General features: G+C 51.0%; 11 protein-coding genes. 2 read left to right on the top strand and 9 right to left on the bottom strand.

The window, feature by feature from the left end; translation table 11 throughout:
- The 9 genes from H6629_23825 to H6629_23785 form a co-directional block, all read right to left on the bottom strand.
- The coding region (locus tag H6629_23825; protein ID MCB9070816.1) for an N-acetyltransferase at window positions 1–444 on the bottom strand (444 nt) is incomplete at its 3' end.
- Between the two features lie 57 nt (window positions 445–501).
- Window positions 502–1,527, bottom strand: a complete 1,026-nt coding sequence (locus H6629_23820; protein MCB9070815.1) for a Gfo/Idh/MocA family oxidoreductase — start codon at window positions 1,525–1,527, stop codon at window positions 502–504.
- 13 nt (window positions 1,528–1,540) lie between these two features.
- Window positions 1,541–2,632 carry a sugar transferase gene (locus H6629_23815; protein ID MCB9070814.1) on the bottom strand — a complete coding sequence of 364 codons (1,092 nt, stop codon included), beginning with the start codon at window positions 2,630–2,632 and terminating at the stop codon, window positions 1,541–1,543.
- 1,086 nt (window positions 2,633–3,718) lie between these two features.
- Window positions 3,719–6,358 (bottom strand): protein kinase, encoded by a 2,640-nt coding sequence (locus H6629_23810; GenBank protein MCB9070813.1) that lies wholly within the window; start codon window positions 6,356–6,358, stop codon window positions 3,719–3,721.
- A 250-nt stretch (window positions 6,359–6,608) separates the two neighbouring features.
- Window positions 6,609–8,420: a cadherin-like domain-containing protein gene (locus H6629_23805; GenBank protein MCB9070812.1), complete on the bottom strand. Its 1,812-nt coding sequence runs from the start codon at window positions 8,418–8,420 to the stop codon at window positions 6,609–6,611.
- Between the two features lie 140 nt (window positions 8,421–8,560).
- A complete protein-coding gene (locus H6629_23800; protein ID MCB9070811.1) occupies window positions 8,561–13,147 on the bottom strand; it encodes a T9SS type A sorting domain-containing protein in 4,587 nt (1,528 codons plus the stop codon).
- A gap of 592 nt (window positions 13,148–13,739) precedes the next feature.
- A complete protein-coding gene (locus H6629_23795; GenBank protein ID MCB9070810.1) occupies window positions 13,740–14,786 on the bottom strand; it encodes a ribose-phosphate pyrophosphokinase in 1,047 nt (348 codons plus the stop codon).
- Window positions 14,783–15,592, bottom strand: coding sequence for an inositol monophosphatase (locus tag H6629_23790; protein MCB9070809.1), 810 nt, complete (start codon window positions 15,590–15,592; stop codon window positions 14,783–14,785). Before H6629_23790 ends, H6629_23795 begins: the two co-directional genes overlap by 4 nt.
- A gap of 255 nt (window positions 15,593–15,847) precedes the next feature.
- A complete protein-coding gene (locus tag H6629_23785) occupies window positions 15,848–17,215 on the bottom strand; it encodes a phosphomannomutase/phosphoglucomutase (GenBank protein ID MCB9070808.1) in 1,368 nt (455 codons plus the stop codon).
- 568 nt (window positions 17,216–17,783) lie between these two features.
- Here H6629_23785 and H6629_23780 point away from each other — a divergent pair.
- Together H6629_23780 and H6629_23775 are read left to right on the top strand one after the other, a co-directional pair.
- Window positions 17,784–20,636, top strand: a complete 2,853-nt coding sequence (locus H6629_23780) for a S8 family serine peptidase (protein ID MCB9070807.1) — start codon at window positions 17,784–17,786, stop codon at window positions 20,634–20,636.
- 95 nt (window positions 20,637–20,731) lie between these two features.
- Complete coding sequence (locus H6629_23775) at window positions 20,732–23,857, top strand: S8 family serine peptidase (protein ID MCB9070806.1); 3,126 nt, start codon at window positions 20,732–20,734, stop codon at window positions 23,855–23,857.
- Window positions 23,858–24,017 lie beyond the last annotated feature (160 nt).

Raw genomic sequence — 24,017 nt, 5'->3', positions numbered from 1 at the left:
GTTGCCGGCGACAATCGTATTCGGCGGTACGTCTTTGGTGACCACCGATCCGGCACCGATGATTGCTTTTTCCCCAACGGTGATGCCACAGAGAATGGTGGCGCTGGAACCGATAGATGCGCCTTTTTTAATTAGCGTGGGCACGCAAACCCAGTCATCCTCGGTTTGCAGTTTACCTTCACCGGCGGTTGCCCGGGGATAGACATCGTTGATAAAGGTGACGTTATGCCCGACAAACACATCATCCTCGATGGTAACACCATCGCAAATAAAGGTGTGGCTGGAAATTTTGCAGTTGGCGCCGATTGTTGCGCCTTTCTGGATTTCCACGAACGTACCGATTTTGCTGTTATCACCGATTTCGCAACCGTAGAGATTCACAAAGGCGAATATTTTGACGTTTTTTCCGAGCTTAACGTCGGGGGAGATTCTGGTGTAGTCCATATTTAAGGATAAAGGAAAATTAAAGTAAAAAGTTAAAAGGCTAAAGTTAAAAGGGTGCTATAAATTGATGGGTACGTTGGCGCCGTGATGGTTGATGGATACGTTGGCGGCTTCGAGGATTTTGATGACACGTAATCCTGAAAAACCATCGCTTTTGGGTGTTGTGTTGTCACGGACGCATTCGATAAAATGGGTACACTCACGACGCAATGGCTCATATTCTTCTACCTTCGGGATATAAATATCACCGTAGCGATAGGCAAAATGGAATTCCGCGTATGTGTCGTAGTAGGTCGGGGATTCAATTCCTTTATCGTAAATCTTGATTTTTTCATTTTGACTGATATCATCATAAACCAGCATTTTTTTGCTGCCGACAAAAACCATTTTGCGAATTTTGTTGGGATCCAGCCAACTGTTGTGCACGAATGCCATACAGTCGCCAAAGTTGATGGTCATCATGGCGACATCTTCTATGTGTTTGCGAAAATGTGCCAGCCCCTGGGCGTTAACGCTGTTGGGCGTTTTACCCAATACATATAATATGATGGATAAATCATGCGGCGCCAGATCCCATATTACATTGATATCCGGCTGAAGTAATCCAAGATTGACCCGGACGCTGTTGACATACAGTATTTCGCCCAGATCGCCGCTTTCGACAATTTCTTTGATTTTGTTTACGGATGCAGTGTATTCAAAGGTGTGCCCAACCATGATTTGCACGTTGTTGGCTTTGGCTATGCGGATCAAATCCTCCGCTTCCTTTGACGACGCGGTCAATGGTTTCTCCACCAATACATGCTTGCCGGCTTCGAGACAGGCTTTTGCCAGCGGATAATGGGTGTTTACGGGTGTAGCGATACCCACAGCCTGGATATCAGATTTGAGCAGATCATCTAGTTTTTGGGTGGTTTTGATGCCCGGATATAATCCTTTCATCCGGTTTAGTTTGTTCTCATCAAGATCGCAGCAAATGCTCATCTCACATTCGGGAATGTTGATAAAGTTCCGGATCAGGTTTGGTCCCCAATAACCGCAACCGATTACAGCAAGTTTTACTCTGTCTGTTTGTTCTGCCATTTGATTAATCCTGTTAACGCGCCTGGTTGGTTTTGAATATTGCTGAAAAGGTCAGCAATATTATTTTAAGATCCAGCAAAATCGAACGATTTTCGACATATTGGAGATCCAGCCGGACCATTTCATCAAATGTGGTTTTACTGCGTCCGTAAACTTGCCAGAGCCCGGTAACACCCGGTTTTGCCTCAAAAATGCGGCGTAAATGCCAGCTCTGGTATTTTTCAACTTCATAATCGATCGGCGGACGTGGCCCGACCAGACTCATTTCACCTTTAAGCACATTAAATAATTGGGGGATTTCGTCCATACTGGTTTTTCTGAGAATCTGGCCGATAGGCGTTACCCGGGGATCTTTGAGTTTATATACCGGTTCATCACCGGAACCCTGGTTTTCCCCGTTTCCCTCAATCAATTTCTGGACGTATTGCTTATGGATGCTATTATCATTGTTCGGTCGCATCGTGCGAAATTTGTAGAAGGTAAATGGCTGCATTAATTGACCGATGCGCTGTTGTGAATAAATCAAGGGTCCGCGAGAAGTTGTTTTTATTAGCAGTGCAAATAAAATGATCAGTGGCGAAAACAATAGTAACCCGATCAGAGCACCGAAAATATCTACCACTCTTTTCCAGAAACGGTAGGAAAAGGCAGCACGTTCCTCGCAAATATTTCGCCATAAATAGGAGGCATCTACAGTTGCAGCGCCTTCGGTAATGTTGAGTGGTTGCCAATCAAATTTCAACATGCCGTTTTCCCGGAAAAGCGTATTGTTCGACGAGTTAACAGTGCCATTGGTAAATCTCAACTTGCGAAGCACCAACGGCGGCGGATCCTGTCGATTTTCTGTAACTTCATCCTTTATCCGGTTAACCGGATATGATGAAATGGTGATATCCTGCAAATTGTGGATAAACTCTGCTTTCCCCACATCCTGAAAGTAGTTATATAATGTATGGGTAATTTTCTCGATGAAAAATTTGGCACCATCCATAGAGGTGTCGATCAGTAAAATGCCAATGACACCGCCGCGAGTGATAAATTTAATATCGTAGTTGCGGGTATTTTCTTCGACAATATCGGTCAGGTGCCGAATAAATCCGAGCATGTCGGCATTTTCCAATTCAGGCGTTTGACCGTTTCTGGCCAGATCGATCTGCACATAAGCAAAGGGCAAACCGGTGCGGTCGCTGCGGTTTTGCTCTTTCTTGAGCGTTTCGCCGAACTCTTCGTATGTGTACCAACCCTGAAGTTCCGAAAAAAGCGTATCAAGTGTGGGTTTGGCAAACCATCTGGTGTTTTTTAAAAATTTCATCCTGAAAAGTGGGTTTGATCCGTCCGGGCATAGCTCCGCCCCGTCAGTTACATGGCTCTTTTTTTGAGCATGCAAGCGGGGCGCTTCTTTTAAGTAAGAATGCCAGATATGGTAAATCTTTTACCGATCAGCATTTAGCTGTCCGGCTATGATATGGCGTTGCGTCTGCGCTGTGGAGGTGCACCAGCGTTCCGGTCCTGCCGAATATTTTCAGGTTATCGTATCTTGTGTGTCTAAATAAACCTTCACTCTCTTCATTCCTGATTATACAGCTCTTAAAAAATTGTAAAAAAGGAATTCCGTGTTGCCCGGCTGAATAATCACCGAAAAAATATGGCTCACGGTTGCCCGGAAAACAAAAAAGGCATCTCATCCGTTTTCATCCGGGATAAATACCATTTGTTGGCGCTAATCTTTGACGATCTGCCAAAAATGGCTCATTGCAACAATTGTGTTGCAATTTTTTGGTCAATCCGTTTTGCTCCTCTACGGGGAAAACACGGATCATTTATGTAATGATTTTCTTTTGGTAGGAGAAAGTGCTAATCAGTTAGCAACTTGTCTCTGTTGCGGAATAGCATAATTTACACATTCCGCTTTATGTCAATGAGCTTGCGCTCTAAAACTCGAACAAAATATATGGCTTTTCAGACTGCCCAATATTGCATAAGTCACATAAAATCGAAAGCTCTTTTTTAATTAATAAACACTTTACTTAACGCATCATAACGTTTACTTCCCAATTCGCAGATACCATTGTCCGGTTCGGGTTATTGTGAATCACTATCTTCAATCGCGTAACAGGGCTTGATACTACAAACTGGGCGTGTTTACACCTGATTGAACGGTTAGGTATTTGATGATTGAATACGTTCGTTTTCATTGATTTACGGTTTCTGCTGAATGGATGGACAGGTTCATTTGTTGCAGCAATGCTGAAAATGCAGCGTCCGCGCGCAACGGTTCCATCAGCGGATCTGCCGCGAGATGAATCAGTGAGCAGGCGCGTTCTTTTACGGCGTTGTCCAGCCATTTTAGCGCGAGTTTGTGATCATCCAATCCCACGCAAATTACCGCGATATCGTATGACGACACATATTGGCGGCTGACGCTGTTGCGCAGTTGCCGGAGCACTTTCATGGCTAAATCGCGCCGCCCGACCTGAGCAGCTGCATTGGCGAAAATAGCCAGCGCTGTGCTGTTCTGATTGTGGTGTTTCAGTCCCGCCTGAAAATGGGGCATCGCTGCGCTCCATTCACCGAGCATGGCGTGTGCCTGTCCCAAAACAAAGTTGATCCAACGGTTGTCCGGGTGTTCGGCTAACAGTGCATTCGCCCGGGCAATCGCTTTTTCCGGCTGGCGATTGAGCAAATACTGCCGGGCAATTGCGGTTTTGATGAGCGCCGCATCCGGCTGCAGCTGTGCTGCGCGATGCAATGCCTGCAGCGCTGCTTCATTTTCACCCATCGGGGAAAGCAGGTTGAGCGCATACCAGTGCCAGGCGTTGGCGTCGTCGGGATGTTGACGGAGTCCCTGCTCAAAACAGAGCCGGGCATTTTTCCAGTCCCATTCATAAACGGCCAGCACATTACCGAGACAAATCAGTCCTTCGGAAAGGGTTGGCTGCTTTTCCAACGCGCGATAGGCAAACTGCAGCGCACGGGGCATTACCGTGTTTGGGGCATATGCGCCGTATAAGCCTAAAATATTGTAAATTTTGGATATGCCTGCGATAGCCGGCGCAAATTCCGGCGCCAAATCCAGCACTTTCTTGAAAGCGCTTTTGCTGATTCGCAAATCGTCTATGGTGCAATTTTCCAGATGGGAAACAGCCTGCTGATAATAGTGCTGAACCATCGCGGTGCTATCTTCGGTTGCGGCTGTTTGCGCTGCCGGCGATGGTTGCGTTGCAGAATGTCGCGGCGTCTTTTCTGCCGGATGATGTGTTGCCGCAGCATGCGCCGGTTGCGGCGATGTTTGGCGAGGTTGGGCTTTTGCCGCAGCCGGTTTTGCAATCGCCGGTTTTGGCTGAACCGTTTTTTCGGGCTGCGATTCGGTCGTATGGGCAACGCCGTTGGCATGACCGTTTTTGGCTGCCGGTGCAGCCGGTTGGGATTCCGATGGTTTGGCAACCGGTTTTTTTTCTGCGGATGGATTGTGTTTCGCCGCTGCGCTGATGCCGGTTTCTTCCAACAAATCGTTGACGATGGTTGCCGCAAGGGTTTCCTGAACGATCAGCAATTCATCCGAAAGCACCTGATAATATTTTTCCCATACCGGTGTTCCGCTTTCAGCGGCAATCGCACAAGCGTAAATATTACAATGGTCATCTAACCGTGATAACTTGCCGTGCAAAACCATGTTCACACCCAATGTTGCGCCGATCTCGCGAGCCGTTAGTGTGTTGTTCTGAAACGGTAAAACGGCGGCCATGGGCATCACCCAAACGGCTCTGCGCCGGGTGAGTTCGCCAAAGAGATCGATCAAAAAACCGTTGCGGAAATGCTGGTGTTCGGGTGCGGGATGTTCGTCTTCAAAGGGCAGCGCCACGATCGAGAGCCGGTTTTCCGGCGGTTTGGGCGGGGTGTAATCGCGGATGGTTTCCACCGGCGCGCTCGCCACGCTTTCCCGGCGCCATTCTGCCGCAGGCAAATCAACAGTTTCGATGTTCAGTGTGTCAATCAATTGCTCGTTGGCTTCATCGATGGCGGTCAATGTAACCAGATCTTCAAACAGCAGTTGGATGGACGGATAGCGATCCACCGGCTTTTTGGCCAGGGTTCGTTGAAAAAAGCGCTGCAGCACTTCCGGATTGCTGCGCAGGTTGCTCAGCGGCTGCGGATTTTGGGTCAGTACGGATTGAAAAGTATCGTTGCCGGCGCTGTGGCTGAACGGCGCATGTCCTGTAATTGCCTGATATATAATCGCACCGAGCGACCAGAAATCGCTGCGATGATCGGCCGGTTTCCCGCTGAGCTGCTCCGGCGAGAGATAAATACCGGTGGTGCTGGCATTGCCGTTGGCTTGCGGCGACGGCATGCCGTAGAGCAAATTCATTCCGGCATCGGTGAGTAAAATTTCGCCTTTGTGGGTGATGAGCACGTTGGACGGTTTCAAATTGTGGTGAAAAATACCCAGATGGTGCAGGTTGGCAAGTCCCTGCGCGGCGCGAATGGCAATGGCGATCGCCGCTTTCACGGTCATTTTGCCGTTGGAAACGTGGTGGTTCAGCGAAACCGCTTCGGTAAACGGCATGGCTAAAAAGTGCGTGCCTTCTTCGGTGACGTCCATTGTGAAATAGGGCAAAATGCCTGACGGACGATGGTTTTTAATCGTTTCCAGAATCTTTTGGAAGGCATGTTTTGCATTTTTGCTGATGGTGGGATGGTGAAATACTTTTAGTCCGACAAACATGGTGTCCCGGTCATGTTTTAAATCGATGGCCCGGAACATATCGCTTTTTTCACCGCTGCCCAATTTTTCAATCAATTTGTAGAACAAAAGGGTTCTGCCAATCATCGCTGTCTGTTACCTCGCCGTTTCGCTCCCCTCAGAGCAGTCTTTTTATATCATATTCTTCGCTGGACCGCCTCAATCATGAACTGAAAAGTGCTGTAAAAAACGGTACGGTGGTGTGCAATACATCACGGCTTCAAAATTTGTGTTTTTTGAAATGCGATTCGCGTGATTGTTGCAAAAAAAAGCAGCGTCACCAGATGGCAACGCTGCGTGGGGAGCGGGAGCGTAGGATTTAAATAATGCTATTGGGTTATTTCAGCAGCATCAATTTTTTTACGGATGAAAAGCTGCCGGCGCTGATGTGATAGAAATATACACCGCTGGCTAATTGCTTGGCATCGAACACGAGGGTATGAAATCCGGCTTGCTGATGCTCGTTGACCAGCTCCGCAACCTGCTGACCGGCGATATTATAAATGGTCAATTTGACATCCGCGTTTTGCGGCAACGCGTAACGAATGCTGGTTGACGGGTTGAACGGGTTAGGATAATTTTGCATCAATTCAAAATTTGCGGGCAGGTTGCCTGCTGTTCCGGTGATGCCGACCAGCGTGCTGTCACCGACCAGCAGGGTAAATGATCCGGTTGCGGCGGCGCTGCCATCCGAGGCGGATACTTCGATAAAATAGCTGCCGGCATCGCTGCTGTCGGGCATAAATGTCAGTGATAACTGACCGTTGGCGATGCTGGCTGTGTCCGCGAAAGCGGGCAATCCGGTGAAGGCGAAAGCCAGCGCGTCGCCGTCGATGTCTGCGGCGTTGAGCGTCAGCGAAAGGGTCTGGTGTTCCAGCATGCTGGTATCGGCGATGGCGTCCAGCGTTGGCGCGTCGTTCACCGGCGTAACGGTGATAAATACCGTTGCGCTGTCCGTATTTCCGGCGCCATCGGATACGATATAGGCCAGCGTATCGTCGCCAAAATAATTGGCGTTCGGCTGATAACTGATGCTGGAATCACCGGATAAAATCGCGGCGACACCGTTGGCAGGATTGCGCAGTAGCGCGGTGATGGTCATTGGCTCATTTTCCGGCTCGTTGTCGTTTTGCAGCGCATCGATGACCATCGAGCTGTCTTCCGGCACGCTAACGATGTCGTTCTGGGCAACCGGCGGCTGGTTGACCGGGGCTTTTAAAATAACGGACAGCGTGTCCACCAGTTCCAGCGAAACGTTGGCGCCGCTGGTGTCCAGCGCGGAAATCTGGCTGAGATACAGCGTGACCGTATCGTCCACCGCAACGGTAGACGCCACGGAAAACGTGCTGCTCGACGTGCCGCCCGTTCCGCTTTTTCCGCCGGAAGTGCTGGTCACGCCAACTTCCACATGATCCGCAAAACTTTGGGCGACAAACAGCGGGGAAGGGTTGAAAAAGGTGCCGGCGCTGTTGGCGTCGTTGCTGATCAGCGAATCGCTTTCCCACATAATAAAGTAGGATACGCCAATCAAATCGCTCACGGCGTTCGGGTCGCCAACGCTGACATCCACATTAAATGATGTGCCGGCGCTGCCCGCAACTTCCGCCGGCCCGCTCAGCCGGATCGACGGAACGGTCGTCACCACCGGTTGCAGATCGATGGAAACCGGGTTGTTTTCGATGGTCAGCGTTACCGGATTGCCGATGCCGTCCAGCCCGGAAAGATTGCTGATGGTCAGGTTGAGCGTGGTTGCGCTGGTGATGTCCTGCGCAATTTCCAGCGTAAATGTGGCTGCCAAACCGCTGCCGCTTTTTCCGCCGGAGGTGCTGGTCACGCCAACTTCGTAGTGATCTGCAAACGGCTGCGCCACAAACAGCGGGCTCGGCGCGAAAAAATCGCCAACGGCGGCGTTGGCTGCGCTGATAAATGCCGCATTATCCCAATCCAGATTGAAGGATACGCCGACGAGATCGCTCACCGCGGTGGGATTTCCCAATTCGACTTCGATGGTAAACTGTGTCCCGGCTGCGCCGTTGACCGTGCCGCCGGATAAATCGTTCATCCGTATTGAACCCTGCGCCAGTGCAACCGAAGTTGCACCGACAAAAAATGTCAAAAATGTTAGCCATTTAAACAGTTGATGTTTCATGATTTAACTCCGTTTCTTTTTTCCTTTTTTTGTAATGTCAGGCGTTTCGTGGTTCATTGTCAGGCGTTTCGTGAAACGCCTCTACATGGTTTTAAAAATTCCCGTCCGCCCGGGAAATGGACGGACGGGCGGTTGTGCCGTTATTTCAGCAACATCATTTTGGCGGTGTGCTGGAAGTACGGCGTTTTGATGACGTAGAAATACATCCCGCTGGGCAGCGATGCCGCGTTCCACTGAATGCTGTGATTGCCGGGCTGAAATTCTTTTCCGTCAATCAAACGGGCGACTTGCTGACCGAGCGCGTTGTAAATCGTCAGTTCCACTTTGCTGCTCTGCGGCAACGCAAAAGCAATTTTGGTGGATGGGTTGAACGGATTCGGGAAAGCGTTTGCGCTGAATTCGATCGGTGCGTTTGCGTTCAGGGCAGCTTCGGCGGATTCGTCTGCATCGGTTGCAATTGCAATCGCTTCGCCATCGGCGGCGACAGCCTGCGCAGCAACGATGCTGAAATCCAGTTTGCCGGAGCGAACCACGCGAACGCGGATGCGCAGCAACTCGCCGGAAATGGCGGCAGATTGTCCGTCCACCCGGCTGGCGGCGACGTCAATTTGCCGTGCTTCGGCATCGAGATGTGCCAGCGCCAGCGCGTCATCGCCAAATTCGCCGGAGGGTTGCACGCCGTTCTGTGCGAATTCATCGACCACCGCGATTTCCGCAGTCGATCCGCTGAAATCCAACGATGCAGAGATGCCGTGCAAGTCACTGTTTTTGCTGCTGTTGATGGCTACATAAAATTCTTCGCCGGTTTGCAGATTGGCAACGTCCACCGGACGGTTGCGCAAATCAAACAGTTGATAATTGAGCACGGGCGCATCCGCATTGCGAATGGCAGTTTCGTTGCTGCGTGCCGGTTTGCTGGCCGCGGCGGTGTGGGTTTTGTTGTAATTTAACCCGATGCAGAGCACGTCGGCGGCGTTCACGGTGCCGTTGCCGTTGGCATCTGCGTAAACCGCATTCGGGGTTGCCCAGGCGGTGGCGCATTTGGCTTCCCATGCGCAGCCTTGCGAGGCGCGGGCGGGTCCGCTCTGGTTGTATCGCAATCCGATAAACAGCACGTCCGTGGCGTTGGTGATGCCATCGTTATTGCAGTCGCCGGGCCACACAAATGCGCCGCAGGCGGTCACATACACATAAATCGGGTCGCGCGGTTCGAGCAGTAGCGGATCGCCGTTGCTCTGGGTAGCGGCAACGCTGGCGAAACGGAAGCGAATCGTGTCATCGGCGGCCAGCGATTGTGCCAGTTCAAAGGTCAGGTTCAGCACGGTGCCGGAACCGGTTTGCCCGACGCCATCGGTGCGGGTGAGCCCGGCTTCGATGTGATCGTTAAACGACGTCACCAAAACAATCGGGCTGGCGCCGAGCATTGCGCCCGGAGTGTGCGACACGTAATCGACCAGCGCGGGTTTGTCCCATTCGAGATTGAAAGATACGCCGAGAAAATCGTCCGGCGCGGTGATCGCCAGCGAATCGCCGAGGCGGATGGCGAGCGAAAACTGTTCGCCGGCGCTGCTGCCGATGGTCTGGCTGTTCGGCGTTGCGGAGATATCCGCGTCTGATAGTGTCGGGATATCCGGAATGGCGGTGATGACCACGCGAATGCTCGGTTCGTCGGGATCGTTGGATGCGATGATCACATCACCGGTTGCCGGTGCGGCCAGCATCGTCCAGTCGATGACCACGCGAACGGATTGTCCGCTGCCCGGATTGATGCCGAAGGTCGGCGCGGGATGATCGGCGGTGGACAACCACGGCTGATTCGTGCTGATGCCGGTGATGTTCAATGTTGCCGTTCCGAGATTGCTGATGGTGAACACATCCGGGGAGCTGGAGCCGCCGGTGCGGAAATTGGCCATCGTGAACGCGGTTTCGTCGATCACGCGGGCGTTGTCGTGGGTGGCGTTCGAGCCGGTGGTGTTGCCAAAATAATTCACATCCGGATTGGAGAAATGCTGCACCCGCAGACAGGAACCGCCGGGGCAGGTGCCGTCGTTGTAGCTCATCACCGTGCGGAAATCGTTGGTGATATCGAGCAATCCGTGACCATACGCGAACGGTGTGGTTGTCGGGTCCGCTTCGGGATTGTGGCGGCAGCCCTGCAAATGTCCCAGTTCGTGACCGAACGAGAAATTGCCGGTGGAGCAGGACCAGTGAACGCCGCAAAACGCTTCGGTTTCATCGGCTAAAATGGTCGATGCGAGTCCGCAAAAACTGGGATTGTTTAAGATAAGCACACACAAATCGGCTTTGTGGGTGTTGCGCAATCCGTGAACTTCGTCCATAAATCCGTCGCCGGGAATGCGGAAACGGTCGACATCCGTCACGAAATTGCCGCTTTCAACGTATGCGGTCTGGTAGCTGTGCACCAGATTAATCGTCGGGAAAATGCTGCTGTTGGCGTAAGCCTGGTTGGTTTCATCCACGGAAAGCTGGATGAGCGAATTGATATTCCCGGCAGCAGCGGCCGCGGCAGGCGTGTATGCCACCAGAATATCGATCACCGAACCGTCATCGGCGAACGGATCGTATGTGCCGGCATCGCGCAAATGTTCGCGGCTGATTTCGCGATTTTCAATTTGCTGCCATTCGGCGGGATGTTCCGGCATCGTGCCGAAATCCTGTTCGATCAGCGCGTGATAACCGCCGCCGATCGGACGCACTGCGAACAATCGACCGTGGGCGCGAATCGTTCCGGTGATGTCTTCGCCGGTCACGACGAAAGTCACGGAACCGTTTTGTCCGTCATTCACTGCGCCAAACCAGGTGTAATCGCGGTAGCCGCGACGCGCCAGTTGGGTGCGCTGGGCATGGGCGGTAACGCTGCCCAGATCGAGAAATATCGCGTCCGTTTCTTCCGGCGAAGCGGTTATTTTTACATAACTTATGTTTGCGGTTGTCGGCTCGTCCATAAATGCGGCGAGCATGGTTTGTTCGCGCGGTTCCACCGGTGCATCGGTGAGTTGCGCGGGTTCGAACAGATTGATTGCCTGTGCCGTGTTGAACGTGATGTTCTGCGGCGATTGTTGTGCGGACGGGCTGTTTTCGTTGACCGTCATCGCGGTCGGATTGACGTCGATATCCGGTTCGGTGGGGCCGCCGCCGATGCGATCGAACCAGGCTTCCGATGCGCCGCCGATCCACGCGATACCGTATCCGCCGTCGGGTAAAATTTCAACCTGGGTCGGTGTTCCGGTAACGATATCCACTTCGTTGATTTTTGTGGCAGCTTCGAACGGCGGGCTGGCGTATTCGCGACGAGTGGTGTAGACATCGTCCGGTTCGCCCACTTCTTCCGCATAACTGACCTGAAATCCGCCATTTAACCTGCCGGTTGCGTGCGGTGCGGAATACAGTTCGGTACCCGTCGCCACGTAACCCCACAGCCAGCTCGCGCCTTCGTCGTACGATACGCGATAGCGAATGTCGTTGTCGGCGTTTTCCCAAACGACCAAAAACGTGTTTGCATACGCCGCAATCGATGTTCTGTCGCCGGTGTTAGCCGTTGCGGGATCGATGCTCATGTCTGTCCAGGCGGTGCCGGTTCCGCGCATGATTACGTGTAACTGACCATCCGTTGCGACATACGATGCGAGAAAAAATCTGTCGGTATAATTTTGATTGGTGCAGGCATCCAACCCGTGCGAAGCGTTGGTAATGCCGGTAGCGAGCGCATTCCAGGGATCGCCGCCGCTGCCGGTTGCCCAATAAAACAGCAGCGTGCCGTTGTTCAAAATCGCGGTAAAATAGATGCGATTGTTGAAAAAATCCTGATTGGCAGACATGACCACATCGTCCACAACCACGTTGGAATTGTGGATCACTTTGAAGAAATAGACATTATCCACCGTGCCGGTGCCGGCGAAAAATCGCCGGGAGCGGGCTTCCAGCTGATTGGCATCGCCAACGTATGCGACATACAAATAATCATCCACAACCGCAGCGCCGATGTCGTTCAATTCCGCGCCATCCGGTGTGTACGTGAATGTTTCTGCCCAGCTTGCCCCGCCATCGGTGGAAATATTGACGGTGTAGCGTTTTTTGCCGAGTGAAATATCATTATATAACACAACCGAAAACAGGTTTCCGGTGGCATCGTGGAAATCCAGCACGTGATTTTGCACGGGCGTGACGCTGCTGATTTGCACATCCGGTCCTGCGCTAAGTGCTGATAAATCAACGTTTTTCGGCGAACGCCAACTGATGGCGATGCCGAAATCCGGTGCGTCTGCACGGTTTTGCAATTCGCGCAATTGGGCAATTGCAGCATCGTGCGAGCCGCTGTTCCACAGCGATTCGATGTCGCGTGCCTGTGCGGAAAACGCGCCGTCCGATTGCGGCAATTCGAAATTCAGCACGGCATTGGCTTTTTCATCCGCACTCAAATTCGATAAATAACGCCATTGTGCTACCGGTGCGTTGTGCTGTTTCAATTCGGTTTGATCTTCATTGATTGCGCTGCCAACGGCGTTGGCGCGGTTTTGCGCTGCCTGCCATTGTTGATACAGCGGGTGATCCGGGGAAATATCCGCCCGGCTTTCAGTGTTTGTCTGGCGATTCAGTCCGTTTGCGGAACCGGTTTCGCCGGTTTTACCGGATGCACTTTCCTGCGCCCGGAGGGTGTGACCAACCATCAGGATGGTCATGATCAAATAAAAAACCTGTCGTTTCATGGTATTTACCTCGTTTATTATTGATTTTTGAATCAATCAACTGTTGGATTGGGTGAAGCGAACCAGCTTTAGCCAATCACGGTGAAAATGCGGGGATGAATGCTGCAACCATGTTGCTCCTCCTTTTGTTGAGATGAAACATTGCGCAGCCGTTTGGCAATTTTGCCGCACAGACTGCTGAATGATTTGGAAGGGCGCAGACAGCGCCGGGAGGAGTGCAAAAGACAGGATTTGTGCTTGATTATATATACAGGGGTGTGTATATTGACTTATCCAAAAAGGTATCCATGCCTTTCACACTCGTCGCCCCGTTGCGAGCTGCAACTCGCCCGGGGCAGCGTTTTTTATGGGACTTTTTTGCAATTCCACATATCAGAAACTCCGTTTTTTCGCATTTGATAGTTAAGAGTAGGTCATTTCCGAGATTTCTCAAAAAAAATCGGGATTGCCGGAAAATGCAGCAATTCTTGCGCACGGTCACACAAAAATGCGGAAAATTGCGATTTTATGCGTTTTTTTTGGATAACAGGTAGGGGAGTTGGTTGCGAAAACCTTGCAGATTTTGGGAATCTGCAAGGTTAGGGATAGCAGTCTATTTGAGCAATTCGCTGACGGATTGCTTCATGTTAATATTGTAAATCACGCGGGCGAACAGCGGGGCAACGCTCACTTCGTGATACCACGGCGTGCTCTCCACAAATTCCTTTCCGTGATACACGGCGTCGGTACCGATGATTGTATCCAACAACCCTTCTTCATAGGCTTTGTCCAGTTTTTCCCGGCAATTGCCGCTGAAAAATGGCAGGCTGGCCAGCACGGTAATTTTTTCCGCGCCGCTGTCTTTCAGCAATCGCATGGCGTTAACCAGCGTTCCGCCGGTTGCAATAATATCATCAACCAGCAGCACTTCTTTTCCCTTCACATTGCCCACCAGTCGCATGCTGGCAATGGTGCTCACTTTGGTGTAATCGCGCGATTTATCGACAATCGCCAGATCTGAGCCCAATTTTTTGGCGTAGTGGCGGGCACGCTGCACGCTGCCCACATCCGGCGATGTGCAAACCAACCGGGTGGGATCGATGCGCAAAATTTCCTGCAGATAATCCAGAAACACCCGCGATGCGTGTAAATCTTCCAACCGGGCATTCGTAAAAAAACCCTGGATCGCTTCGGAGTGGATATCCAGGGTTATTACGCGCTGAGCGCCGGCCATTTCCAGCATGTTGGCAACCAGTTTGGCGGTTATCGCTTCGCGCGTTTTTCGCCGCTCCTGCCGGGAATACGGGAACTGCGGCAGCACCACGGATATGTGGTCCGCGTCGGACTGAAACGCGGCATGTACAGCCGTCATCACCGACATTAAATTGTCGTTAACGGACTGTGGTGAACACGGATCATCAATCGCCTGAACGATGTATAAATCATCGCCGCGAACATTTTCATCGATCACCATTTTAACTTCCCCGTTCGGGAAATTAATCTCGTTGGTATATTTGAGCCGGTGGTTGGATGATTCATAATTTTCACGGGCAACCTTGTTCAACTCTTTGATAATTCTTTTGGCAAAAGGGCGACCGGAATCGCATGCCATAATAGAAAGCGCACCCCGGTTGGAGTGAATGGTGCGAACCTCGCTCATGTTAACCTCTCGGTAAAATGGTTACTTAAATGAAATTGGAGTTGTTTGTGAACTGCCGGATTGGCGGCAATGACGTGGCCATTTTCCAGATATGCCGAATCTCCCCAAAAATCGCTGACCGTTCCGCCCGCTTCGCTGACCAGCAGGCAGCCGGCGGCACAATCCCACGGATTTAATCCCAATTCCCAATAGCCATCGAACCGGCCGCAGGCGGTATAACACAAATCGAGCGCGGCGGAACCCAGTCGGCGGATACCGGCGGAACCAAAAAATATCTCGTTGGTGGCTGTGAGAAATGGGGGAAGATTGCGTTTGCGTTGGTGGGGAAATCCCGTTGCCAAAAAAGCACGGGAGAAATCCGGCTCGGTGCTGACCCGGATCGGGGCGTCATTCAAAAATGCGCCAAGACCTTTTGCGGCGGAGAAAAATTCAGAAAGTTTGGGGTTAAACACAACGCCGGCCAATAGTTCCGTGCCGTTGTATGCGGCAATGGATACCGCGTAAAATGGGATTTTCTGGATGTAATTGGTGGTGCCGTCCAACGGATCGATAATCCAGACGATATCGCCGGTAGCTGTTGAGCGACCGCTTTCTTCTGCTAAAAACTGGTGTTCGGGATGCTCCCGGCGAATGCGGTCGATAACAAGACGCTCAGCGCCGCGATCCACTTCCGTTACAAAATCATTGGCTTTTTTTTCAACAATTTTGGAGCGATCGAGCTTCCCTGCCTGTTCCAACAGATACGCGCCGGCGATGCGCGCTGCATCGATGGCGGTGTGTAGCAATTGTTGCGAATCTAAGGACATACTCGCTTTCAATTCTAAAAATGTTACCGGTGCACAGCGAAACCGGCACCGGCGTTTTGACCTCTACTGCGCCAAAGTTTAAAGAAAAACTTTTAAACGACCAACAAAAAATTCCTTTTTAGAAAAATGGCTGAACCGGGCTAAAATTTGATGCTCATATTTAATAAAATTGCCACAGAGTTACAGAGAACACCGAGGAGCTGAAATTAACATTTAGTGCGCTCTGTGGCTCTGTGGCAAATATGGAACCATCAATTAATATTTGATTTCGCCGAACGATTTCAGTTTGCCCATCACCAGATCCTCAATTTCTTTCACCCGTTCTTTCGAGCGTGCTTCGAAACGCACCACAATTACCGGTTGTGTGTTGGATGCGCGAACCAGTCCCCAGCCATCGCCAAAGAGGATACGCACGCCGTCCACATCGATAACATTATGATTTTCCTTAAAATAGGCGATCGCTTTTTTGACGATTTCAAATTTTTCTTCGTCGGAATTGCATTCCACCCGGATTTCCGGCGTCGAAAAATAATCCGGCACGTCATTCAAAAATTCGCTGACTTTCTGGTTGCTTTGCGATACGATTTCAATCAACCGTGCGGAAACATAAACCGCATCATCGTAACCGTAAAACCGATCTTTGATGAACGTGTGTCCGCTCATTTCGCCGCCGAGCGGTGCGCCGGTTTCTTTCATCTTCTTTTTCAGCAACGAGTGACCGGTTTTCCACATGACCGGTTTGCCACCCATCTTTTCGATCGCTTCGGGCAGCGCCTGCGAGCATTTTACATCGAACACCACCTGACCGCCGGGATGATCTTTCAGAATCTGTTTGGCGAAAATGAGCAGCAGGCGGTCGCCGAAGATCACATCGCCGTTTTCATCGACCACGCCAATGCGATCCGCATCGCCATCGTATCCGATACCTAACTCGGCGCCGGTTTCTTTTACTTTTTTGATCAAATCCTGAATGTTGTGTAATTCGGTGGGATCCGGGTGGTGGTTCGGGAAGTTGCCGTCCGGCTCGCAATAGAGCATTTCGGCATCTACGCCCAATCGTTTGAACAGCTCGCAGGCCACCAGCGATCCGGCACCGTTACCGCAATCGACCACAACTTTCACCGGACGTTTAATGTTCAGGCGTTCGACGGTATCTTTATAATAATCTTCGTAAATATCATATTTTGAAACCGTTCCGCTGCCTTTTTCAAAATCTTCTTTGAGCATCAGTTGATAGATTTCCTGAATCTGCTCGCCGTAAACCGGCAGCGTTCCCAGCGTTAATTTGAACCCGTTGAATTCCGGGGGATTGTGGCTGCCGGTAATTTGCACACCGCCATCTACGCCCAATTTATACAATGAAAAATATTGCAGCCCGGTGGGAACCGGTCCCAAATCCGTCACATTGATGCCGGTGGAGAGCAACCCCTTCAGCAAATATCCGCGCAGTCTTTCGGTATGCAATCGCACATCGCCGCCAACGCTGATGGTTTGCGCGTTGTTGCGCAAAAAATAAGTTCCCAGACCCTTGCCGAGTAGTTCAACCGTGTATTCTGTCAAATCCTGATCTACCACGCCCCGGATGTCGTATTCGCGAAAAATAAAGGGGTTGAGTTTGCCCATTTTTCCATCTCCTTTGTCTATGCTATCGTTTAACGTCAGTTAATTTTTTTATATTAAGTTGGAATTTAAAAACGCGTTTGTCCGGTTCCAAACAGTTTGTCTGTTTTAAAATTTCATGAGAAATATTCTTGGAAATTTATATTATTTATCTTATAATAGTGCCTGTTTAAATAACAATTCGACAAATTTTTTAGATCTTATATTTCAATATTTTTTTGAGAAAATAAAGGTTTAAGGAATGAACGTATGCACAAAAGGGAATTTGAAGCAGATTTCATCAAACGGTTTGCTCACCTGTGTTTTTGAATTGCGACTATTTTTTCTAAAAAGCCAGTTTTAAATTAACTTTGCTATGTAGCTGTTTTCAATCGATTTAAACATCCTTATTTTAGGCGATTTTGTTACTTTTCAGATATATGTTTTCTGCAAAAGTACAGCAGATTTTAGGGGAGCTTTAGAGGGTTTGAAAATTTTGTAAAGCTTTGTTTGCTTTGCCGCTTTCCTGTGAAGTGCAGCCTGACTAAGAGATAAACTGAATTTTATCGTAAACTGTTAAGGAAAAATGCCCATGCAACGATGGCTACTCTTCACATTTTGTTGTCTGTTTTCTATCTCCGCTATCGCTCAATCTCAATTATCCCCAAGACTCGAATCCGCACTAAATAATCCCCGTCAGGAAAATGAATTTATCCGCACATTGGTGTTGTTAAGCGACCAGGTTGATATTCAGGGATTGGATGCCCGGCTGTATGCAGAACGTGCATTGCCAGCCGAACGCGCCCGCCGGGTGATTCACACACTCAAACAAAAAGCGGCGGAAAGCCAGCCTGCGATAACCGCTTTTTTGGCTGCGATGTCATCTGCTGATGTGCGTACGGTTGAATCTTATTGGATTAATAATTCGATGATGGTTGAAGCGCGTGCCAGCGTTATTTGGCAATTGGCGAGCCGGACAGATGTTGCATATATGGACATCGATGCCAAACTAGAACTGGATCGTCCGGTCGAAAGCAGTCCCGCCGCACCGAGCACCCCAAATAATGCTGAACCCGGATTAAAAGCGATAAACGCCGGCAAAATGTGGGCGATGGGATACACCGGCGCCGGCCGATTGGTTATGGGAATCGACACCGGCGTGGACGGCAATCATCCGGCACTGAATCACAAATGGCGCGGAAATTCGGTTCCGGCCAGTCAGGCGTGGTTCGATACGGAAAGTGGCTCATCTTTTCCGAATGATTGCGACAGCCACGGCTCGCATACAGTTGGCATCATGTGCGGCATTGATCCGGTAACCAGCGATACCATCGGTGTTGCGCCCGGCGCGGAGTGGATCGCCGCGAAATCAATTTGTTCCGGAAACCACACCTCCCGTTCCATTTCCGCTTTGCAATGGGCGATGGACCCGGACGGTGATTCAACGACAATTTCCGATATGCCCGATGCTATCGGCAATTCCTGGTATGATCCGGCGGTGAGCGTTTGCAGCCCGGTTTACGCCAGCACATTTGACGCGGTTGAAGCCGCAGGAATTGCGGTCGTGTTTTCTGCCGGAAACAGTGGTCCCGGTGCCCAAAGCATCACCACACCCAAAAATATCAACACCGGATTGGTGAATACCTTTGCCACCGGCGCAGTGGATGGCAACTCTGCAAGTATGCCGATCGCCTCTTTCAGCAGCCGTGGACCCAGTCAATGCGGCGGCACCGGTTCGCTGGAAATCAAACCGGAAGCATCCGCGCCGGGCGTGAGCGTTCGTTCCGCAGTGCTCAGCGGGCAATACGGCACCAAAAGCGGCACTTCGATGGCCTGTCCGCACGTGGTCGGTGCAATTGCCCTGTTGAAACAAGCTTTCCCGAACAAAACCGGTTACGAATTAAAAATGGCGTTGTACCTGACCGCAAAAGAATCAGCGGCGGACGTAACACCGGGTGAGGATAACCTTTACGGCATGGGCGTAATTGATGTTTACGCGGCGTTTATGAGCCTCGGCGCACCGGAAACACCTGCGAATTTCCGGGCATACAGCGATTATCAGACACCGGATGCGATGCATCTGACCTGGGAAAATCCGACCGTTTTCACCAATGGCGATACGCTGATGGCGGATGACTTTTTTATCCATATTTATCGCGATGGCGAGTTGATTGATTCGGTTGCCGGCGATGTTCAGGAGTATTGGGACACCGGCTTAACCGATGGCCAAAGCTACACTTACACCACTTTTGCCAAGCTCGATACCATCGATATCGCCAGCAGCGAAGTATTTTCCGCATGGATTGCCGGCGGTTCGCCGATGCCGCAGGTTCCCACCGAATTTTCAGTTGGCGGCAGCGATACGCTGGCCCAGCTCAGCTGGCTGAATCCGTTGCAAAATATCGACGGCACGCCGATGGACGATTTTGCAGGCATCAACCTGTATCGCGACAGCATTTTGGTGGAAACGTTCGCCCGTGCCACTGCCGATACCGGACAAACGGATACGGTAAGCTATTCGCCCGATCCAGCAGGCATTTACCAATGGTTTGTAACTGCAATCGATAACGAGTCGGTTCCCAACGAAAGCACACCAACCAACGCTGTTGGCACGCCGCTGAATTTGCCGCTCAACGATGATTTTGCGGTTGCGGGTGCGCCTGCACCGGGAATGTGGCTGAATTCTTTTGCGGAAGTGAACAATCGCGCCGTCAACCCGCCGAGCGGCGCTTTGGCGCTGAACCTCAACGGCACGCCAAATGGCGAAGATATTCTGGAACTCAACCCGGTTGATTTATCCAATGCGGACCCCAACACGCTGTTCAGTTACCAGTATCAACCGCAAGGCTCCGGCAATGCGCCGGAGGAGGGCGATAGCCTTTTTGTCTATTTCAAAAATAACCTGAATGAGTGGGTGTTGGTGCGCTCCTATCCCGGTTCTGCGATGCAACCGTTTGCCTCTGAAGAAATCCGGATTGCCGATGAACCATCCGGCAGCGGCGTGTTTTTCCACAGCCAGTTTCAGGCGCGTTTCCGCAGTATCGGCGGCGCTGGACCTTTTCCTAATGATGACTGGTTTATTGACGATGTATATTTAGGTGTTCCGATAATTTTAGCAATTAATGATGAAAACCCAATATTTCCAACAACCTATGCGATTGAATCTAACTACCCGAATCCGTTTAATCCGTCCACAACCATCGCTTATCAGTTGCCGCAGCGCAGCCAGATTTCGCTGGTAATCTACAATGCGATCGGTCAGGAAATTCGCAATCTGGCAGCAGATACCCGCGAAGCCGGACGCTACACCACGCTTTGGGACGGACGCGATAATTCCGGAAAACCGGTTGCCAGCGGTATTTATTTTTATCTGTTTACGGCAAATCCGGTAAACGGCAGTGAATCGGGTTTTCGGTCAACCCACAAAATGATTTTATTGAAATAAGTGCGTTCGCGCATTGCTGTATTTTAAACGGAGTTAATTTATCGAAAAAATCGGTCTGTAATTTCAGGCAAACATTCATCAATACCGGGATATGTATGGAGATGCGCTACCCTCGATTTGTTGCCTTTTTGCTATTGTTTTCCGTCCTTTTTGGCACTGTGTTGTTTGCTAACCCGTTGGCAAAAATTCATCCGCGTTTGCAGGCGGAGCTGGATACACGGGCGAAAGATGATAAAGTTAATATTTACATAAAATTAGCTGATCGGATTACGCTGCAGGAATTGCAGCGCGAAACAGCAGGTTTATCCCGAAACGACCGACGCAATCTGGTTGTGACACGCCTGAAATCGCATGCCGCTGCCACACAGTCCAATGTGATGGCGTTTTTGGCAGATGCCCGTTCCCGCGACGAAATTTCCCATATCGAAAATATTTGGGCGATCAACGTGATCGCAATGAAAGCAAAGCCGGCGGTGGTGTATTCGCTGGCGCAGCAATTTCCGGAAATCGGGGAAATTTGGTACGATCCGGTGATCGATATCGACGAAGCGAAAGATGACGGCGGCATCGCTAATTTCAACCGGGAAACCGGTGCCAACCTTGCTCCGATGAATTCGCCGCAACCCGGTTTAACGCTCATCAACGCGCCGCTGGTTTGGGCGGAAGGTGACAGTGGGCAAGGTGTGATCGTCGGAAATGTGGATAGCGGAACGTATTGGCGACATCCCGATTTGATCAATAATATCTGGAATAATTTGGGCGAAGATGCCGACGGTGACGGTCACACGCTGGAGTTTAACGGTTCATCCTGGGTGTTCGATCCGGGTGATATCAACGGCATCGATGATGACGGCAACGGTCGCACGGATGATTTTATCGGCTGGGATTTTGGCGGAAACGATAACGATCCCGATGATACGGACGGTCACGGCACCCAGGCTTGCGGTCTGATTGTCGGCGATGGCACCAACGGCACCGAAACCGGTGTTGCACCGCGCGCCAAAGTGATCATTTTACGCATCGACGGCGCACCGGCTTCTGCATGGTGGGCGGCTTATCAATACGCATTTGAAATGGGCGCGGGCGTTACCACCAGTTCGTTCAGCCAAAAATGGGCTTCGCAACCGGATTACGCATCGTACCGGGCAATGAACGATATGGAATTGGCTGCCGGCGTTGTGCACACCAATTCAACCGGAAATCAGGGTGCACAGAGCACACCCGGTTGCAACAATAGCTATCCGATACCTTATAATATATCCGCTCCGGGCAACTCGCCGTCGCCGTGGATTCATCCCGATCAGCAAACGCTGGTTGGCGGCGTCAGTTCGGTGATCGGTTGCGGAAACGTGAGCGCGTTTTCGGATGTGATCGAAAGCAGCTCCGGTTTTGGTCCCGCTGCATGGGAAAACATCCAGAGCCGCTGCCCGACCTTCCCGAACAGCAATCCGCTGAGTTATCAGGATTATCCCTATAATTTACAAGGTCCCGTCGAAGCGGATTCGATCGGATTGTTGAAACCCGATGTATCTTCGCCGGGTGCCAGCACAGTTTCGACCACCCGGACGGGCGGTTATGCCACATTTGGCGGCACCTCTGCAGCCACGCCGCACGTCGCTGGATTGGTGGCGCTGGTGCTTTCTGCCAATCCGGATTTAACGCCGGAAGATGTCAGTCGGATTTTGCAAACCACCGCCATTGAAAAAGGCGCACCGGGGAAAGACCCGCGTTACGGCGCCGGTCGGGTGGACGCTTACGCGGCGTTTTTGCAGGCTAAATCCGAACGCGGTGCACCTTCTGATATCACCGGGTTGGTGGCGTACAGCGATTACCAAACACCGGATGAAATGTATTTGTCATGGGTTAATCCCACTCATTTGTTGAACGGCGACACGTTAACGGGCGATCAATTTTCGATATTAATTCTGCGCGACGGCGAAATGGTTGACTCCATTTCCGGCGAAAATAGCACGTTTACGGACAGTGATTTGAGCGACGGACAACCATATTTTTACCAGATTTTTGCCAAAACCCACGATACCGGCAGCATCAGCAATTATTCGGAAGCCGAATGGATTGCCGGTGGCTCGCCGCTGCCGCAACCCGCAACCCATTTTACCGTAGCCGGAACCGCGGGCGAAGTAACCGTCACCTGGCGCAGCCCGTCCCGGAATGTGGATGGCACACCGATGGACGATTTTGCCGGTGTCCGTTTGTATCAGAATGGCGAAACGGTTGGCGACTTTCTGCGGACATCCGCTGATACCGCCAAAGCGGATACGTTGGTGTTCAACCCCGCATCGTCGGGATTTTACGATTGGCAGATCAGCGTGATCGATAATGAATTATCGCAAAATGAAAGCGAGCTGACCAACGCAATCGGCACACCGCTGAGCGCACCAATTTTTGATGAATTTTTTACTGCCGGAAATCCGAATCCGGGTGTGTGGCTGAACAGTTTTGCCGAGGTGAACAGCCGGGCGATCGACCCGCCATCCGGCAATTTGGCACTTAACCTGAACGGCACGCCAAACGGTGAAGATATTCTCGATCTGAAACCGGTCGATTTATCCGTTTTCAATCCGTCGAGTGCTTTTGTGGTCAGCTACAGTTACCAGCCGCAAGGCTCCGGCAATGCACCCGAAACGGGCGATAGTCTGCAGGTATATTTCAAAAACAATCTAGGTGAGTGGATTTTGGTTCGCGCATATCCCGGCAGCGGCGTTCAGCCGTTTCAGGAAGAATGGGTGAATCTGGATAGTGTTGATGCAGGCGCCGGGACGTTTTATCACAGCCAGTTCCAGCTGCGCTTCCGCTCAACCGGTGGCGCCGGACCGTTCCCGAACGATGACTGGTTTATCGACGATGTTGCGATTGGCGCAAACCTGATCAACAGTATATCGGATGAGCAAGCTGTTCTGCCGGCCGAATATGCGTTGCTGCCCAATTATCCCAATCCGTTCAATCCGAGCACAACGATTCAATACGATTTGCCCCAAGCCAGCGAAATTACCCTGACTATTTACAATATGCTCGGTCAGCAAGTGCGTGTGCTGGTGCAACAATCTCAGCCTGTCGGACGCCACAGCAGCGTTTGGGACGGGTTGGATGCCGACGGATTGCCGGTTTCCAGCGGCATTTATTTTTACCGGTTGACAGCCCGGAGCAGCGCCTCTGCAACCCCATTTTCCCGGGTTCAAAAAATGATGTTAATGAAATAGTTTGATTAATAAAAACCCCTAAACCTAAAATTATCAAGGAGATGGATTTATGGTTAAGTTTCGCGAAGTATATAATTTGCCCCATGCCCCACCACTAAAATTCGGAGTGTATTTCTGGAAAAATCAGTGACAATCATTATGTATGTTCAGGTTTCAACCA

The organism is Calditrichia bacterium (assembly GCA_020634975.1).
Classification (GTDB): Bacteria; Calditrichota; Calditrichia; order RBG-13-44-9; family J075; genus JACKAQ01.
The sequence above is the reverse complement of the archived record's forward strand: the minus strand, read 5'-3'. Positions and strand labels throughout refer to the sequence as shown.